Origin of the sequence: Arthrobacter sp. efr-133-TYG-104, from assembly GCF_030208915.1 — a bacterium.
GTDB lineage: Bacteria > Actinomycetota > Actinomycetes > Actinomycetales > Micrococcaceae > Arthrobacter.
Genome location: NZ_JARVTA010000006.1, coordinates 91,214 through 104,519 on the forward strand (window position 1 = coordinate 91,214; position 13,306 = coordinate 104,519).

Below are 13,306 nucleotides of genomic sequence, written 5' to 3' on the forward strand. Positions count from 1 at the left end.
GCCAGGTATGTGGCCCTTCGCAGATGAGCGTGGTTAGTGCTGGCTGAGACTGTCCCCGCCGGGCATTGGATGTTGTCGGTGCGGCGTGGTGCGGTGGGAATAAGGTCAGGGCCTCTTTGAATTGGTTGCGGCCAAGCAAACCAACACCCAAAAGAGACCCTGACATGAATAACTCTATGTCTTGTTCCGGTGGCCGCTGGTGCACGCGCGCCGGATGCGCTGCTCGGTGTCGAGGGCCTCCACATCAACTCCGTCACAGCAACCGCCAACGGCCTGGTTCTGCACGTCGAAACCGGTGAAACCCTCAGTGGCTGTCCGGGCTGCGGCGTCGTCGCGGTCGGGCACGGCCGCCGGCCGGTTCGTCTCCATGACACCCCGTGTTTCGGTCGTCCGGTGCGGCTGCTGTGGGCCAATCGCGTCTGGCGCTGCCCCGACCCGGACTGTCCGGGGGAACACCTTCACCGAGGAACACCCGTTGGCCGGGCCGCGGGCGAAACTCACCGCCCGGGCAGTGGCATGGGCGACCGACGCGCTGCAGCGTTTCGACACTTCCGTTTCAGCCCTGGCCCATCAGCTCGGCTTTTCCTGGCACACCGTCTGGGACGCCATCAAGGCAGAGGCCACCAGGCGCATCGGCATCACGGAACGGCTGGCCGGCGTGAACGCGCTCGGCGTCGACGAGCATGTCTGGTCACACACGGGCCCGCCGGGATCCGGCATGGTCACCGGGATCGTGGACCACACACGGGACGCCCGCGGCATAGTTCACGCCCGGTTGCTGAACCTCGTTCCAGGACGGTCCGGGAAGGCCTACGCCGACTGGCTCAAAGAGCGCGGTGCCGCCTTCACCACCGGCATCAAGACAGCGGCCCTGGATCCGTTCCGTGGCTACGCGAACGCAATCCGCGATGAATTGCCAGAAGCCATCACCGTCCTGGACGCGTTCCACGTCGTAAAACTCGGATCGGCCATGGTCGATGAGGTCCGCCGCCGCGTCCAGCAGGACACCCTCGGACACCGCGGCCGCAAGGGCGATCCGCTCTACGGCATCCGCCGGGCGCTGCAAGTCGGCGCCGAACACCTCACCGACAAACAAACCGCCCGGCTCGACGCGAAGCTCACCCTCGGGGACCCGCACCACGAGGTCACCCTGGCCTGGCAGTGCTACCAGAAGCTCCGCAACATCTACCACGCCAGACCCGAGCGAGGCAGGGAACTAATCAACGAAGTGATCGCTTCGTTCCCGTCCTGCCCGATCCCGGAAATCTCACGACTGGGCCGGACGCTCAAACAATGGAAGGCAGCGATCCTGGCCTACTTCGACACCAACGGCGCCTCCAATGGACCCACCGAAGCGATAAATGGCGTCATCGAAACCACCCGCAGAATCGCCCGTGGCTTCCGCAACTTCACTAACTACAGACTTAGATGCCTACTCGCCGCCGGCGGCCACCGCCCCTACCGGATCAAACAAACGAACCATGCCTAAACGCGAAGGGCCAGGTATGTTGAAGCGCCTACGTATCTTGAGCTCCTTGCAACAAACAAACGCACCCGTGTCTTCAGGTGTTTCCCAGCACCGGCCCCAAGCGGTGTCGAACAGGTTCCCTCAAAGACGACGTCACGGTACTTTCACGAAGGATGGTGCTCTCATGGTCAGCGGAGCCAGGGTCTCTCCGGCTGAGTAGCTGTCTGCGAAGACAGCCGCTCCTGCGCTGGTCAACGCTACCTGGACATTCGCCCACATGGTTACGCCGTCTTCCACCGACACCGCCGGCAAACGGAGATCGGCGAGCTGCACCGTCTCGTTTCCTTGCTCGATGGACAGGCATGCCCCGTCCGGCCCGACTTCTATTTTTGGGTTGCAAATTGCGACCGACATAAGCCCATGGTGGGCGAGGAAGCGCGCCTCCCCACCGAACTGGAGCACAAAGTGGTCACCGGCAGACTGGTCCAGGCTCTTGAACGGGAAATAGAACTGCCGGGTATTGGTCACGGCAGCACCGTCACGCAAGAGTATGCGTCCGTCATGCATGGACTGCACGTAGCGGACAAAGCTGTCTTTGACCGCCCATGCCATGCCGAGATCTGCTCTTTCAACAGTGAGTTCGGACATCAGGGTTCCTTTGTCGTTGCCAGGTTGCACAGGGCCGGTGGCGCTCCCCGCTCTCTGACACACCAGGTAGGGGAGGGGCTTGCGGCTGTTCATCTTCGACCATTTTCGTGGCGGTTCAGGTGATCGACATGTACTGCGGGCACATCATTCGCGCGGACCGTGTGCCTGGCGCCCATCGGAAAGGACGGTCGTTGAGGTTACGAGCCTGCTGGGGGAGCGCTGATGGGCGCGGCCCGTCAGGCCGGGTCTGAATTAGAGTGCCATATTCAGTCGTTCAGACGCGATGCACTCGTAGACGAGCCCGGGAGGAATCCGGTGGCAGAGCTCCAGGGTGTAGGACCAGGGGCCGTGCCAGGTGACAAGAACACCTGACGCTTCACTGTTGTCCCGTTGGGAACGCAGCCTGGTGATTGCTGCTGACAATTCATTATCACTGTGAAACCGTTCCCGATGCTGTACGTATCCAGCCGCCTTGGACTGCCCGCCCCTCATGATGCAGCCTCCCGCTGGAAGTCAGGGCAACGGCTGAACCTCTCGGTTTCCCACTTGTAGTCGACCCACACGTTGAAACCGTCTGCCCGGTGAAATAGCCGGCGGGGCTCAGCGCCGTCACTGTCGAGCCACAGGATTTGATCATCGTCGGTGACTGCATCGACAACTCCGCGCCGGATCTCCTCATCCTGAAGTTTAACAATGACCGGCTGGCCAATCAGCGGCTGCCACTTGGGTTGCAGGTGAAATGCCATTCGATGCTTTCCCTTCCTGTGAAGCGGGCCGTGTCTGCCTTCTATCGGGCAGACACGGCCGATGCCTTAAACCGTTACCAGGTCCTGCCAGTCGGCGAGGTCATGCCCGTGGGCATCGCTGACAGACTTGTGGGTGACCTTGCCTGCCGCCACGTTCAGACCGCCGGCGAGAGCGGGGAGCCGGTCGAAAGCACCCTTGACGCCGTAGTTGGCCAAAGCCACCGCGTAGCGGAGCGTGACGTTGGTCAGGGCGTAGGTGGAGGTGTTCGGGACAGCGCCGGGCATGTTGGCCACGCAGTAGAAGATCGTCTCGTGGACCTTGTACGTGGGTTCCTGGTGCGTGGTGGGGTGGGTATCTTCAAAGCAGCCGCCCTGGTCCACGGCGATGTCAACGAGCACCGAGCCGGGCTTCATCCGGGCCACGAGGTCGTTGGTGACGAGCTTGGGTGCCTTGGCGCCCGGGATCAGGACGGAGCCGATGACGAGATCAGCATCGATAACGGACTTTTCGATCTCGTATGAGTTGGACGCTACGGTCTTCAGGCGGCCCTGGTACTGGGCGTCCAGCTCGCGCAGCCGGTTGATGTTGATGTCCAGGATGGTGACGTCGGCGCCGAGGCCGAGCGCCATGGCCGCGGCGTTGGTGCCGGCGACGCCTGCACCGAGGACGACAACCTTGGCGGGACGGACGCCCGGAACGCCGCCGAGCAGCACACCCTTGCCCCCTGCCGGCGCCATGAGCGAGGTCGCACCGACCTGGACGGAGAGCCGGCCGGCCACTTCGGACATCGGGGCGAGCAGCGGCAGTGCCCGGCCTTCCTGAACGGTCTCGTACGCGATGGCGGTGACACCGGATTCGACAAGCGCCTGGGTCAGTGCGGGTTCCGCTGCAAGGTGCAGGTAGGTGAAAAGTAGCAGGCCCTCACGGAAGTGCCGGTATTCGGATGCCACGGGTTCCTTGACCTTCATCACCATGTCGGCCCGCGCCCAGGCCTCCTCTGCGGTCTCGACGATCTCGGCTCCGGCAAGGGCGTACTCCTGATCGCTGATGCCGGAACCGGCGCCGGCGCCGGTTTCCACGAGCACGTCGTGGCCGTTTGCTTTGAATTCGTGGACGCCGGCGGCAGTGATCGCGACGCGGAACTCGTTGTTCTTGATTTCCTTGGGGACGGAGATGATCATGACTCATGCTTTCTGAGGGGATTGATGCTTGTGGGCAAAAGAATGACAGAAAATGCGGAAACGTGAGCCCTGCTCGCAGGATCTGCGGCAGAATGGAAGCAGCTCATTAATTCCTGCATTGTGAGGAGCGTTACAGAGTGTCGGACTCGCAGAAACTGCAACAGGTGCCATTGGACGAAGTGGACCACAAGCTTCTTGGCCTGCTGTCCAATAATTCAAGGCGTACCAATCAGTCGTTGTCGGAGGCCCTCGGACTTGCGCCGTCAACCTGTCTTGCCCGCCTCAAGGCGCTCAAAGAGTCGGGGGTAATCAAGCGCTTCACCGTCGAAGTCGCACCCGAAGCAATGGGCCTGCCCCTCCAGGCCCTGGTCAGCGTGCGGCTTAGGCCTGGGGCCCGGCACCTGATGAATGCCTTCGGAAATGAGTTGCGGGACCTGCCCGAGATCAAGCAATTCTTCGTTCTTGGCGGTGCAGATGATTTCCTGATCCACATCACGGCCAGGAATACCGAGCACATCCGTCAATTCGTACTGGACCATCTGTCATCGAATCCTGCCGTCGCAGGCACCCAGACCAACCTCGTGTTCGAGCATGGCCACGGAACCGCCTTCGGACTCTAGGGATCTGGGACAAATGCCGCCGATGGCCCAAGCCAAAGGGCATCCCCGTTTTTCCCGACATCTGCGGCAGGCCCTGGTCGGCGAAACAGCAGGGACGCTGACTCCTTCCAGTCCATGTATTGCACTAGTGGGGGGCGGCCCCACCTGCTGCAATGGCAATACGAGACGCGAAAGAGTCGCTCATCAGGGAAAGGAGTCGAAGTGTCATCCTCAGATGCACATAACCCCGACTTTCAGAAAATCTTCGAAAGTCTGCCGAACCAATACATCATCGTCACCCCCGACAGAACGATCGTCGCTGCCACTGACTCGTTCCTTGCATCTACGGGAAAGAGCCGCGAGGGAATCGTCGGCATGGACATCCTCGAGGCTTTTCCGGACAACCCGGACAACCCTGACGCCAAGGGAACAGAGATTCTGCGCAGCTCCATCGAGCGTGTTGTCGAAACCGGCAAGATCGATATTCTTCCGCCTGTTCGCTATGACATCGAGAACTCAGACGGGATTTTCGAGCCCCGGTGGTTCCAGCCCCTGAACGCTCCGGCTTTCGACGATGACGGCAAGCTCGTCTATGTCCTGCACGGGGCGGAAGACATCACGGCTCAAATGACGAGCAAGAGCTGAACCCCGGCCGCCACCGACCCGATAAAGGACTGAAATTATGGACGACGTCAAAGCAACCCTCATTGGAGGACCGACCCTGCTCCTCGAGATCGCCGGCTACCGGATGATCACTGACCCCACCTTCGATTCCCCCCAGGTCTACCACCACCCAATCGCCGGACCCGTCATCAAGAAGCTCGCCCCCAGCGCCACCCCCGAGGAGCTTGGCCACGTTGACCTGGCACTCGCCTCCCACGAGCACATCGACAACCTGGACGTGGCCGGCCGGGGTTTTCTGACGATGGTGCCGCTTGCCCTCACCACGACGGAGGCTGCGAAGAACTTCGGCCCCAACGTCCGCGGGACCAGCGACTACGAGACTCATACCGTTACGCTTCCCGATGGCAGGCAGATGAAAATCACGGCAGTGCCGGCGCATCATGGCCCGGAGGGCGTGTGGGACGCACTCGGGCCCGTTATTGGCTTTGTCCTCGAAGCAGAGGGCATGCCGACGATTTACATCAGCGGTGATAACTCCGAGCTGGATATCGTGCGCGAAATTGCGGATCGTTTTCCAGCCATTGATATCGCTGTGCTCTTCGTCGGCGGCGCAAAATTCGATGTGATCGCAGATGGCGCGTACATCACCCTCAGCAATGACCGGGCCCTGGAGGCGGCCAAGATCATGGGTGTCAAGAAGGTCGTTCCAGTGCACGAGGATTCGTGGGAACATTTCAGCCAGAATGCGGACCAGATCAGCAAGCTTTTCGCCGATGCCGGGCTCAGCGAACTCCTCATCGCCTTGAAACCGGGGGAGTCTGCAGACATCCGGCTCTAGCAAACGGACCGCAGAATCGAAGGTTGGACGGTTATCGGCCAACCTTCGATTCTTGCTTAAAGGCAGAACCGGTGAAGGCCTGCGACGGACAGGCGGGCATCAACTTATGTGCGTGGCGCACACACAGCACCTCGAAGGGTCGGGAAGAATGGTGGCAGCACAACTCACGGATCGCTTGGAGCTCAGGGACGATGACGACCATTGCGGAGCAGTTCACCCGGGAACAAGACGACCTGGCGAAAACAGCAGGGCGCCCGAGTGCCGATTATTGGTCGATATCACAAGGGCTGCGGCTGCTGGGTGACCGCTGGTCCCTATTGATCGTGCGCGAACTCCTCTGCGGTGAAATGGGGTTCAACGATATGTCCCGGGCCCTGCCTGACCTTTCGCGGACACTGCTTTCCCAGCGGCTCAAGCGCCTGGTCCAGCTGGAGCTTGTCGTTCGCAACGATGAAACCGGCCCCCGCGGCTCACGACGCTACAGACTGACGCCGGTCGGCTACGCGCTGCGGCAGACCTTGGAGTCGCTGGGCCTCTGGGCGAGTCATTGGCATGCGCCCTTTGAGAATGACCTGCGGACAGGGCTTGGCACGCTGCTCGAACACATGGGCCGCAGCCTTGTGACAGATTCCCTGCCCAGGAAGTCGATTGTCCTGGGGTTCGAGTTCGACAACGTCAGGGGAGCTCCCCTTCATGGCTGGATCTGCACAGAGAACAGCAAGACAACCGCGAGCATCGGCCGCGCAGAACGTGTCCCGGATCTTCAGGTTCATGTCGCCCCGCGGGTGCTCTACGACCTCTGGTGGGGTCTGCGCCGCTGTGAGGAGGCGCGGCAGCTGGGCTCCATCGGGTTTGTTGGCCCGCAAGAGTGGGCTGCGGACTTCTCCGGCTGGTTCGCCCCTCGGGCAGCTTCCTAACGGTCAGCGCCCACCATACGGTGCCCCGCGGTTGACAGGCCCGCCGTTTCCCGGCTTCCTGCTATACAGGTACGTTGCACTGGGTCCTGTTTCTGGATGCCATGCAGGGATATGAAACAGGGTCTACACCCCTTAGCCGGGGGAGAGTAGGGTCAAGTAAACAGAGGTGCCGTCGCCCAAGCGTGTCTAAGAGACCACGTTGTGCCGGCGCTGCTTTCTTGGAGGAACCAGGATGGCTGGATGGAATGCTGACACGGCTGCCGGCCCAGTAGGGGCAGGGACCGTCACCCTGGTCGAGGAAACCTCGTTCTGCATTTCTTTGCCCAATGGCGACATTCATCCCGAGCACCCGCATGGCCTGTTCGTGCAGGACACCCGATTCCTGTCCCGCTGGAACCTGACAGTCAACAGTCATCCGCTTGAGTCCCTCGCTGCCGAGACGCGCGAGCCGTTCCGGGCCCTGTTTGCAGGTCGCGTTCCCCGTTCCGACGGATATGCCGACAGCCCGCTGATCGTGGAGCGCCTGCGGGAAGTCGGCGCGGGTATTCAGGAGCGACTTACCGTCCGCAATTATTCAACCAAACCCGTCGAATGCGCGATTTCCCTCGAGGTTGAAGCTGACTTCGCGGACCTTTTTGAAGTGAAGGAAGCCCGGATCCAGCGTGCGTGGGACGCAACCCGGTACGTGGATGGGGACCAGCTGACCATTTCCGGTGTCTGGCAAGGCATGCGAAAACGGGTCGTCATTCAGGCTCCGGGAGCAGAGGTGAAGCCGGAGGGGGTCACCTTTCTGGTATCTGTCCCACCGCAAGGGGACTGGAGCGCTGTCGTCAGTGCCCGGGTTGAGGTTGAAGGCTCTGGCCGGAGCGCCACCCTTGTCCACCCTGAGGGGGAGGAGTTGTCCCCCAGTGACCGGCGCCGCAAGGAATGGGTTGCCAGGATTCCCGTCGTTCGCATGGGTAACCGATCCATTGAGCGTACGTTACGGCGGAGCTACGACGACTTGGGTGCCCTCCGGATCGAGGATCCGGATCATCCCGAACGCGTTGTGGTGGCGGCAGGTGCGCCGTGGTTCATGACGCTCTTTGGCCGGGATTCCCTGTGGGCCTCGGAAATGGCGTTACCGGTGGATCCCTCACTGGCTTTGGGGACGCTGCAGACGCTGGCGGACCGGCAAGGAACCATCGTGGACCCGCTGACCGAGGAGGAGCCCGGCAAGATCCTGCACGAAGTAAGGCTTAGCCTCAATGCCGGTTTGGCCCTTGGAGGCAACTCAGCCTACTACGGGAGCGTCGACGCGACTCCGTTATTTGTGGATGTGCTCGGAGCCGTCAGCCGGTGGGGATTCGGAGCAGATATTATCGCCGGTTTGCTGCCCCACGCGGACCGCGCCCTGGAATGGATACGTCACTACGGGGACAAGGACGGCGACGGTTTCGTCGAATATGAACGGCTCAACGACCAGGGCCTGATAAACCAAGGCTGGAAAGACTCCTGGGACGGCATCAATTTTGCCGATGGAACACTTGCGGAGCCCCCGATCGCGCTCTGTGAAGTCCAGGCCTATGTCTATGCTGCGTATACCGCGCGTGCCTGGATGGCATACGACGCGGGCGACACGGCACGGGGAGATGATCTCGCCGATCGGGCGGCGGAACTGAAGCGGAGATTTAACGAGCAGTTCTGGATGCCGGACCGGGGGTACTATGCAATCGCACTCGACGGCAGGAAGCGACAGGTGGACGCGTGTGCTTCCAACATGGGCCACTGTCTGGTCTACGGACTCGTAGACGAGGACAAGGCTCCGCAGGTTGCCGAGCGGCTTATGTCTCCGGAGATGTTCAGCGGCTGGGGTATACGGACCTTGGCCAGCAACATGGGCGCATATAACCCGGCCAGCTATCACAACGGCTCGGTATGGCCCCACGACAATGCAATCATCGCTGCCGGTCTGTTGCGATACGGCTTCGTGGCGGAAGCACAGCGCATTACCACTGCGATATTGGAAGCCGCCGAATTCTCGGGCGGGCGCTTGCCCGAGCTCTTCTGCGGCTTCAGCCGTGATCAGTTCGCCGAACCCGTACCCTATCCAACGGCGTGTTCGCCCCAGGCTTGGGCAGCAACGGCCCCGATCCTCCTGGTGACGAACCTGATGCGGTACGACGTTCATGTCTCCCGTCGGGGACTGTGGATGGATCCTGTGCTTCCGGAAGCCTATGGTGATCTGCACATCACCAACGCACCTGTGGGTGGCGGCCGGATCACCATCGACATCGATAGGTCCGGCCCCTCTATTCAGGGCCTGCCTGAGTGGATGGAATTTCGACGCGGACATCGGCCATGGATTACGGAACTGGTCGAACAGGCAGACCGCCGACGACGGAAGTAGGCAGCCTGACTGTCGTCGACACCCTCGATGTTACAGCGCCGCCATCCCCTCTGGGACGAAGCCGGCGAACAGTTAGATGATGACTTCTGGCACGCCTCCCGTTAGGCGCGGCGACTTGCCCAACGGGAGACGTGGCATGATGAGCGCTATCTTCAGCGCTCATCGTGCCCGCACTTCACATGGCGCCTACGCGCCCGCTCAGTGCTCCGGCCAGTAGTCGTAGACGTCACTGGTCCCACGCATGAATTCGATAAAGACGCAGTCCCTGTCCCCGACGGTCCATGCTTCATGCTCCGGCGGCAGCATCATAAGATCTCCGGCTGAGAATTCCTCCTCGGATCCGGTACGCTGGCGCACCCCCAAACTGCCTTCCAGGATGTAGGCGACATGCGGCATGGGACACATATCCGTGTCGAGAATTCCGGTCTTGACCGCATCCTCCGTCACTGATGCTCCCACCGGGAAACGGACGAGAAGGGCGCTGGCCCCGTCAAGGGTCACCATCCTTTTCGTGATCCGCCCGATAGTAATGAGTTCGTACTTGTCCTCGTCGACAAAATTGGCCTTCTGCATACGTGTGAGGTCTACAGCCATAGTTCTTCCTCTGCTCCTTCGTCGTGTAAAGCGTCCGCAGTGACGCCTTGTTTCAATTCAGCGACCTGCTCTCTCTACCGGACAAGTACGAAAGCTGTACTGACCCCCATACCGCAGGCACGCATAAACGGCGCTCAAATCTACCCACGTTGCGCACTATACCCCCGGGGGGTATAGTGGATGCGTTGTCAGTGACAAGGCATGTCCCGGCCGGTGCCAACACCCGCTTTCACGGCCCGTCAACCCCAGCGCCCATTGATGCTCCATCAAGGAATGGAAACTGACATGTTTGAATCTGGAAACCGCACTGAGCTTCCCCTCGCCTCGAGTGCGGGATGCAGTTGCTGCACAGCCAACGTCTTTTCGCAGCCCACCTCCTCCGCTGCTGAGCTCACTCTCGAGGGCCTAACCTGCCGGCATTGTGCCCAGACAGTCGAGAAGGCCGTCCTGGTCCTTGAGGGAGTGGATTCTGTGGCTATTGAGCTCGTTCCTGGTGGCCTTTCCCGCCTCCTGATGGGCGGCAAAGCCGCCGCGGCTGCTGTACGCCAAGCCGTCATTGCCGCCGGTTACGTGGTTAGCGGCTAGTAATTCCCTGGAACTTCACGCCGCAAAAACGGCCCAGAAGTTGGCGCCCCCTCCCGAAACAGGAGGCATCGAAGCGCGCCCGCGGGCGAATGAATCCCTCCACAACTGGCCAGCGGGGTCCACCCGAACCCCAGCAGGCCGCGCAACCCCAAAAAACACCCGACTCGGGTACCCCCTGAACTTTCTGCGGGCTCTGCTGCCCGCCAATTTGTAGAGGACATGCTATGACCGGAAAAACAGGACAGCGGCGCGGATTGGTGCCGTTGCTGGTGATCGCGACCGCACAGCTGATGCTGGTGCTCGACGACTCCATCGTGAACATCGCGTTGCCTAGCATCCAGCAGGAACTCGGGGTGAACGCCGTGCATCTGCCCTGGATTGTGAATGCTTATAACCTCACGTTCGGGGCTCTGCTGCTCCTGGGCGGTCGGCTTGGCGATCTCTACGGACGGCGGCATGCATTGCAGGCCGGTCTCGCCCTCTTCGTCATCGCATCGCTGGCCGGGGGTCTTGGCCCCAACAGCGAGACCCTCATCGCCGCCCGAGCGGTTCAGGGGCTGGGAGCAGCACTGGTTGCGCCCAACGCCCTGGCCCTCATTGCGACAACCTTCTCCGAACGCAAGACCCGTGATGCAGCCCTGTCGCTGTACGGCGCGATGTCCGCTCTCGGAATTGTGGTGGGATTGCTTCTTGGTGGCGGCCTGACCGACACCCTCGGCTGGCGGTGGGTCTTTTTCATCAACGTACCCATCGGCATCCTCGTGCTCCTGGGCAGCCGGACCTTGGTGAGCGCAGGACGGCACGCCGGGAGTCTCGATGTCAGGGGCGCCGTATTGGGAACCAGCGGCATGGTCGCCCTGGTGTACGCAATTACCCGCTTTGGCGAGGAGGGTTTCGCTGACCCTCTGGGCCTTGGTCTGGTAGCCGCTGCAGCCCTGCTGCTGGCTGCCTTCATCGCCCTGCAATCCCGCAGCAGCACGCCGCTGGTCCCACTGGGGCTGTTCCGGGACCGTGGCCGCGCTGGCGCATACGCCTCCATGCTGCTGCTAGCCATTGGTCCCATGGGCAGCTTCTACGTGATCACCCTCTATCTCCAGCAGGTTCAGCATTACGGCCCTCTGCGGACCGGTGCCAGCTGGCTGCCGTTCGCGGCAGGGCTGGTGCTCGGGGCAGGGGCCGCGCCTAAGCTGCTGCTGAAGATGGCCACGCGCCTCATCGCAGCAGCGGGGGCACTGCTCAGTGCCGGGGCTGCCTTCTGGTTCTCCTTCATCCAGGTAAACACGAACTACTGGCTGCACCTGGCACCGGCCATGTTCATCCTCGCCCTTGGGTTCGGTCTCGGCATTATCGCCCTGACCCAGGCCGCCGTATATCACACGAAGGAAACCGAGGCCGGAATTGCCTCTGCGCTGCTGAACTCGGCCCAGCAAATCGGCGTTGCCCTCGGACTGGCCGTTTTGGCAGGCGTTGCTGCAACGGTCAGCAACAGCAGCCAGCATTCGGCCGTCACCGAGGCAGGCCAACTGGTCGCCGGATACGGCAGCGCACTTGCCGTCGCGGCTGGGCTGCTGGTGGCTGCAGGAATACTGGCTGCAGCTACCTTGCCTTCCCGAACCGCGGCACAGGCCAACGCCCCCGCTGCGGCCGGAATTCATTAGGCGGACCCGGACAGGGACTGTCTCCAGTGACGAGAAGGTACAGCATGCGCGCCCCTGTGCCTGGGCGCGCATGCTCGGCGACAGGTATCGTCCGCTCGAAAAGCGCAGCTAGAGCCTCGCCTAGATACCACCGGGTCACCGTTCAATAGCCGGCGGACCTCGCGAAACGCTTCGAAGCGGCGGTTGACCCGGGCTTCCCCGCCCCTGTGGGCAGTATTCCTGGCCGCTAACAACCCGGTGCTGCGCTTCAGGGGATCCTCCTCCGACTTTGTGTTCCGCCAGCCTAGCCCTGGTGTATCCCCATTCTGGAGGACATGCAACGGAATTTGTAGGTCTGCGGTACCCACGAGAACCCCAGAGCTGGTCGGACCGATCCTGGTTACCGTCCACCAATCAGCCAGAATTTCGATGTCAGCAGGGCGCGCACACATGGTCTTTACGCTTTCCTGCCACGCTTGCTGGTCCACCCATCGGTATGCTGAAAGGCGTCGATGACGTCCTGGTACGCCAGGTAAGTGACGTCCAAATCAATGTGATCATCATGGTCGGCCCGCAGGCGTTCCAGCCAGGCGGAGCCCGGCCGGGGGCATCCTGACCGTCTCAGATCGAGAGTCGTCACAGCCGAGTGACAGTCCCAAAACCAAGGAGAAGCATCCATGAACAAGAACGAGCTGGCCCAGTTGGGCCTCGACACGGATGGCCTTACGCCGGACGCCGACTACGTCCCGAACCCCTTCACCGCCGATGACGGTGTACACGTCGACCTCGTGTACCGCGCCTACCTGCAGCTCGAGCAGATCAACGCGCTGGGCGGCATCAACTTGCTCGGCGGCTCGCGCGAGCGGCTGGAGGAGATCTATGGCGGACTTGAGGATGGCATGGATCTGATGACGGCGGTGACGCGCTTTGGCGACGATGAGCAGCAGCATCGCGCCCAGCAGCTCATCGCGGCAGGGAAGATCAGCGGCTCCTGACAGGCCTCGACGGAACCCCGACAGCCCCGGCTGTCGGGGTTCTTTCTTTCGTCATGCAGACCGGACTGGCAAGAACCCTTGGAT

Annotated in this window: 12 protein-coding genes and 1 pseudogene; 9 read left to right on the forward strand and 4 right to left on the reverse strand. The window is 61.7% G+C overall.

Features of this window, described 5'->3' with window-relative positions; genetic code table 11:
* Window positions 1–164: 164 nt before the first annotated feature.
* Window positions 165–1,489: pseudogene (locus tag QRN04_RS06105) on the forward strand (ISL3 family transposase).
* Window positions 1,490–1,621: 132 nt separating this feature from the next.
* Here the strand turns inward: QRN04_RS06105 and QRN04_RS06110 are convergent.
* The 3 genes from QRN04_RS06110 to ald all read right to left on the reverse strand — a co-directional run bounded on the left by QRN04_RS06110 (window position 1,622) and on the right by ald (window position 4,044).
* Window positions 1,622–2,116, reverse strand: a complete 495-nt coding sequence (locus QRN04_RS06110; protein ID WP_242703048.1) for an HtaA domain-containing protein — start codon at window positions 2,114–2,116, stop codon at window positions 1,622–1,624.
* A 488-nt stretch (window positions 2,117–2,604) separates the two neighbouring features.
* Window positions 2,605–2,862 carry a hypothetical protein gene (locus tag QRN04_RS06115; RefSeq protein WP_133830829.1) on the reverse strand — a complete coding sequence of 86 codons (258 nt, stop codon included), beginning with the start codon at window positions 2,860–2,862 and terminating at the stop codon, window positions 2,605–2,607.
* A gap of 66 nt (window positions 2,863–2,928) precedes the next feature.
* Window positions 2,929–4,044 carry an alanine dehydrogenase gene (gene ald, locus QRN04_RS06120; protein WP_166183130.1) on the reverse strand — a complete coding sequence of 372 codons (1,116 nt, stop codon included), beginning with the start codon at window positions 4,042–4,044 and terminating at the stop codon, window positions 2,929–2,931.
* Between the two features lie 137 nt (window positions 4,045–4,181).
* Here ald and QRN04_RS06125 point away from each other — a divergent pair, with 137 nt between their 5' ends.
* The 5 genes from QRN04_RS06125 to QRN04_RS06145 all read left to right on the forward strand — a co-directional run bounded on the left by QRN04_RS06125 (window position 4,182) and on the right by QRN04_RS06145 (window position 9,411).
* Entirely contained in the window at window positions 4,182–4,664 is a 483-nt protein-coding gene (locus tag QRN04_RS06125; RefSeq protein ID WP_056387789.1) for an Lrp/AsnC family transcriptional regulator, read from the forward strand.
* Window positions 4,665–4,865: 201 nt separating this feature from the next.
* Window positions 4,866–5,288, forward strand: coding sequence for a PAS domain S-box protein (locus QRN04_RS06130; RefSeq protein WP_205679365.1), 423 nt, complete (start codon window positions 4,866–4,868; stop codon window positions 5,286–5,288).
* 37 nt (window positions 5,289–5,325) lie between these two features.
* A complete protein-coding gene (locus QRN04_RS06135; RefSeq protein WP_133830826.1) occupies window positions 5,326–6,105 on the forward strand; it encodes an MBL fold metallo-hydrolase in 780 nt (259 codons plus the stop codon).
* A 191-nt stretch (window positions 6,106–6,296) separates the two neighbouring features.
* Complete coding sequence (locus QRN04_RS06140) at window positions 6,297–7,022, forward strand: winged helix-turn-helix transcriptional regulator (RefSeq protein ID WP_133830825.1); 726 nt, start codon at window positions 6,297–6,299, stop codon at window positions 7,020–7,022.
* Window positions 7,023–7,254: 232 nt separating this feature from the next.
* Window positions 7,255–9,411: an amylo-alpha-1,6-glucosidase gene (locus QRN04_RS06145; RefSeq protein ID WP_133830824.1), complete on the forward strand. Its 2,157-nt coding sequence runs from the start codon at window positions 7,255–7,257 to the stop codon at window positions 9,409–9,411.
* Window positions 9,412–9,609: 198 nt separating this feature from the next.
* Here the strand turns inward: QRN04_RS06145 and QRN04_RS06150 are convergent, their stop codons facing one another.
* Entirely contained in the window at window positions 9,610–10,005 is a 396-nt protein-coding gene (locus QRN04_RS06150; protein WP_133830823.1) for a cupin domain-containing protein, read from the reverse strand.
* Window positions 10,006–10,290: 285 nt separating this feature from the next.
* Here QRN04_RS06150 and QRN04_RS06155 point away from each other — a divergent pair, with 285 nt between their 5' ends.
* The 3 genes from QRN04_RS06155 to QRN04_RS06165 all read left to right on the forward strand — a co-directional run bounded on the left by QRN04_RS06155 (window position 10,291) and on the right by QRN04_RS06165 (window position 13,222).
* Window positions 10,291–10,590, forward strand: a complete 300-nt coding sequence (locus QRN04_RS06155; protein WP_133830822.1) for a heavy-metal-associated domain-containing protein — start codon at window positions 10,291–10,293, stop codon at window positions 10,588–10,590.
* A gap of 224 nt (window positions 10,591–10,814) precedes the next feature.
* A complete protein-coding gene (locus tag QRN04_RS06160; protein WP_166183129.1) occupies window positions 10,815–12,248 on the forward strand; it encodes an MFS transporter in 1,434 nt (477 codons plus the stop codon).
* 656 nt (window positions 12,249–12,904) lie between these two features.
* Window positions 12,905–13,222, forward strand: a complete 318-nt coding sequence (locus tag QRN04_RS06165) for a hypothetical protein (RefSeq protein ID WP_133830821.1) — start codon at window positions 12,905–12,907, stop codon at window positions 13,220–13,222.
* Window positions 13,223–13,306 lie beyond the last annotated feature (84 nt).

Coding starts and splice junctions, on each gene's coding strand:
- QRN04_RS06110 (WP_242703048.1), bottom strand. CDS start 2,116: ATGTCCGAACTCACTGTTGAAAGAGCAGATCTCGGCATGGCATGGGCG.
- QRN04_RS06115 (WP_133830829.1), bottom strand. CDS start 2,862: ATGGCATTTCACCTGCAACCCAAGTGGCAGCCGCTGATTGGCCAGCCG.
- ald (WP_166183130.1), bottom strand. CDS start 4,044: ATGATCATCTCCGTCCCCAAGGAAATCAAGAACAACGAGTTCCGCGTC.
- QRN04_RS06135 (WP_133830826.1), top strand. CDS start 5,326: ATGGACGACGTCAAAGCAACCCTCATTGGAGGACCGACCCTGCTCCTC.
- QRN04_RS06140 (WP_133830825.1), top strand. CDS start 6,297: ATGACGACCATTGCGGAGCAGTTCACCCGGGAACAAGACGACCTGGCG.
- QRN04_RS06145 (WP_133830824.1), top strand. CDS start 7,255: ATGGCTGGATGGAATGCTGACACGGCTGCCGGCCCAGTAGGGGCAGGG.
- QRN04_RS06150 (WP_133830823.1), bottom strand. CDS start 10,005: ATGGCTGTAGACCTCACACGTATGCAGAAGGCCAATTTTGTCGACGAG.
- QRN04_RS06155 (WP_133830822.1), top strand. CDS start 10,291: ATGTTTGAATCTGGAAACCGCACTGAGCTTCCCCTCGCCTCGAGTGCG.
- QRN04_RS06160 (WP_166183129.1), top strand. CDS start 10,815: ATGACCGGAAAAACAGGACAGCGGCGCGGATTGGTGCCGTTGCTGGTG.
- QRN04_RS06165 (WP_133830821.1), top strand. CDS start 12,905: ATGAACAAGAACGAGCTGGCCCAGTTGGGCCTCGACACGGATGGCCTT.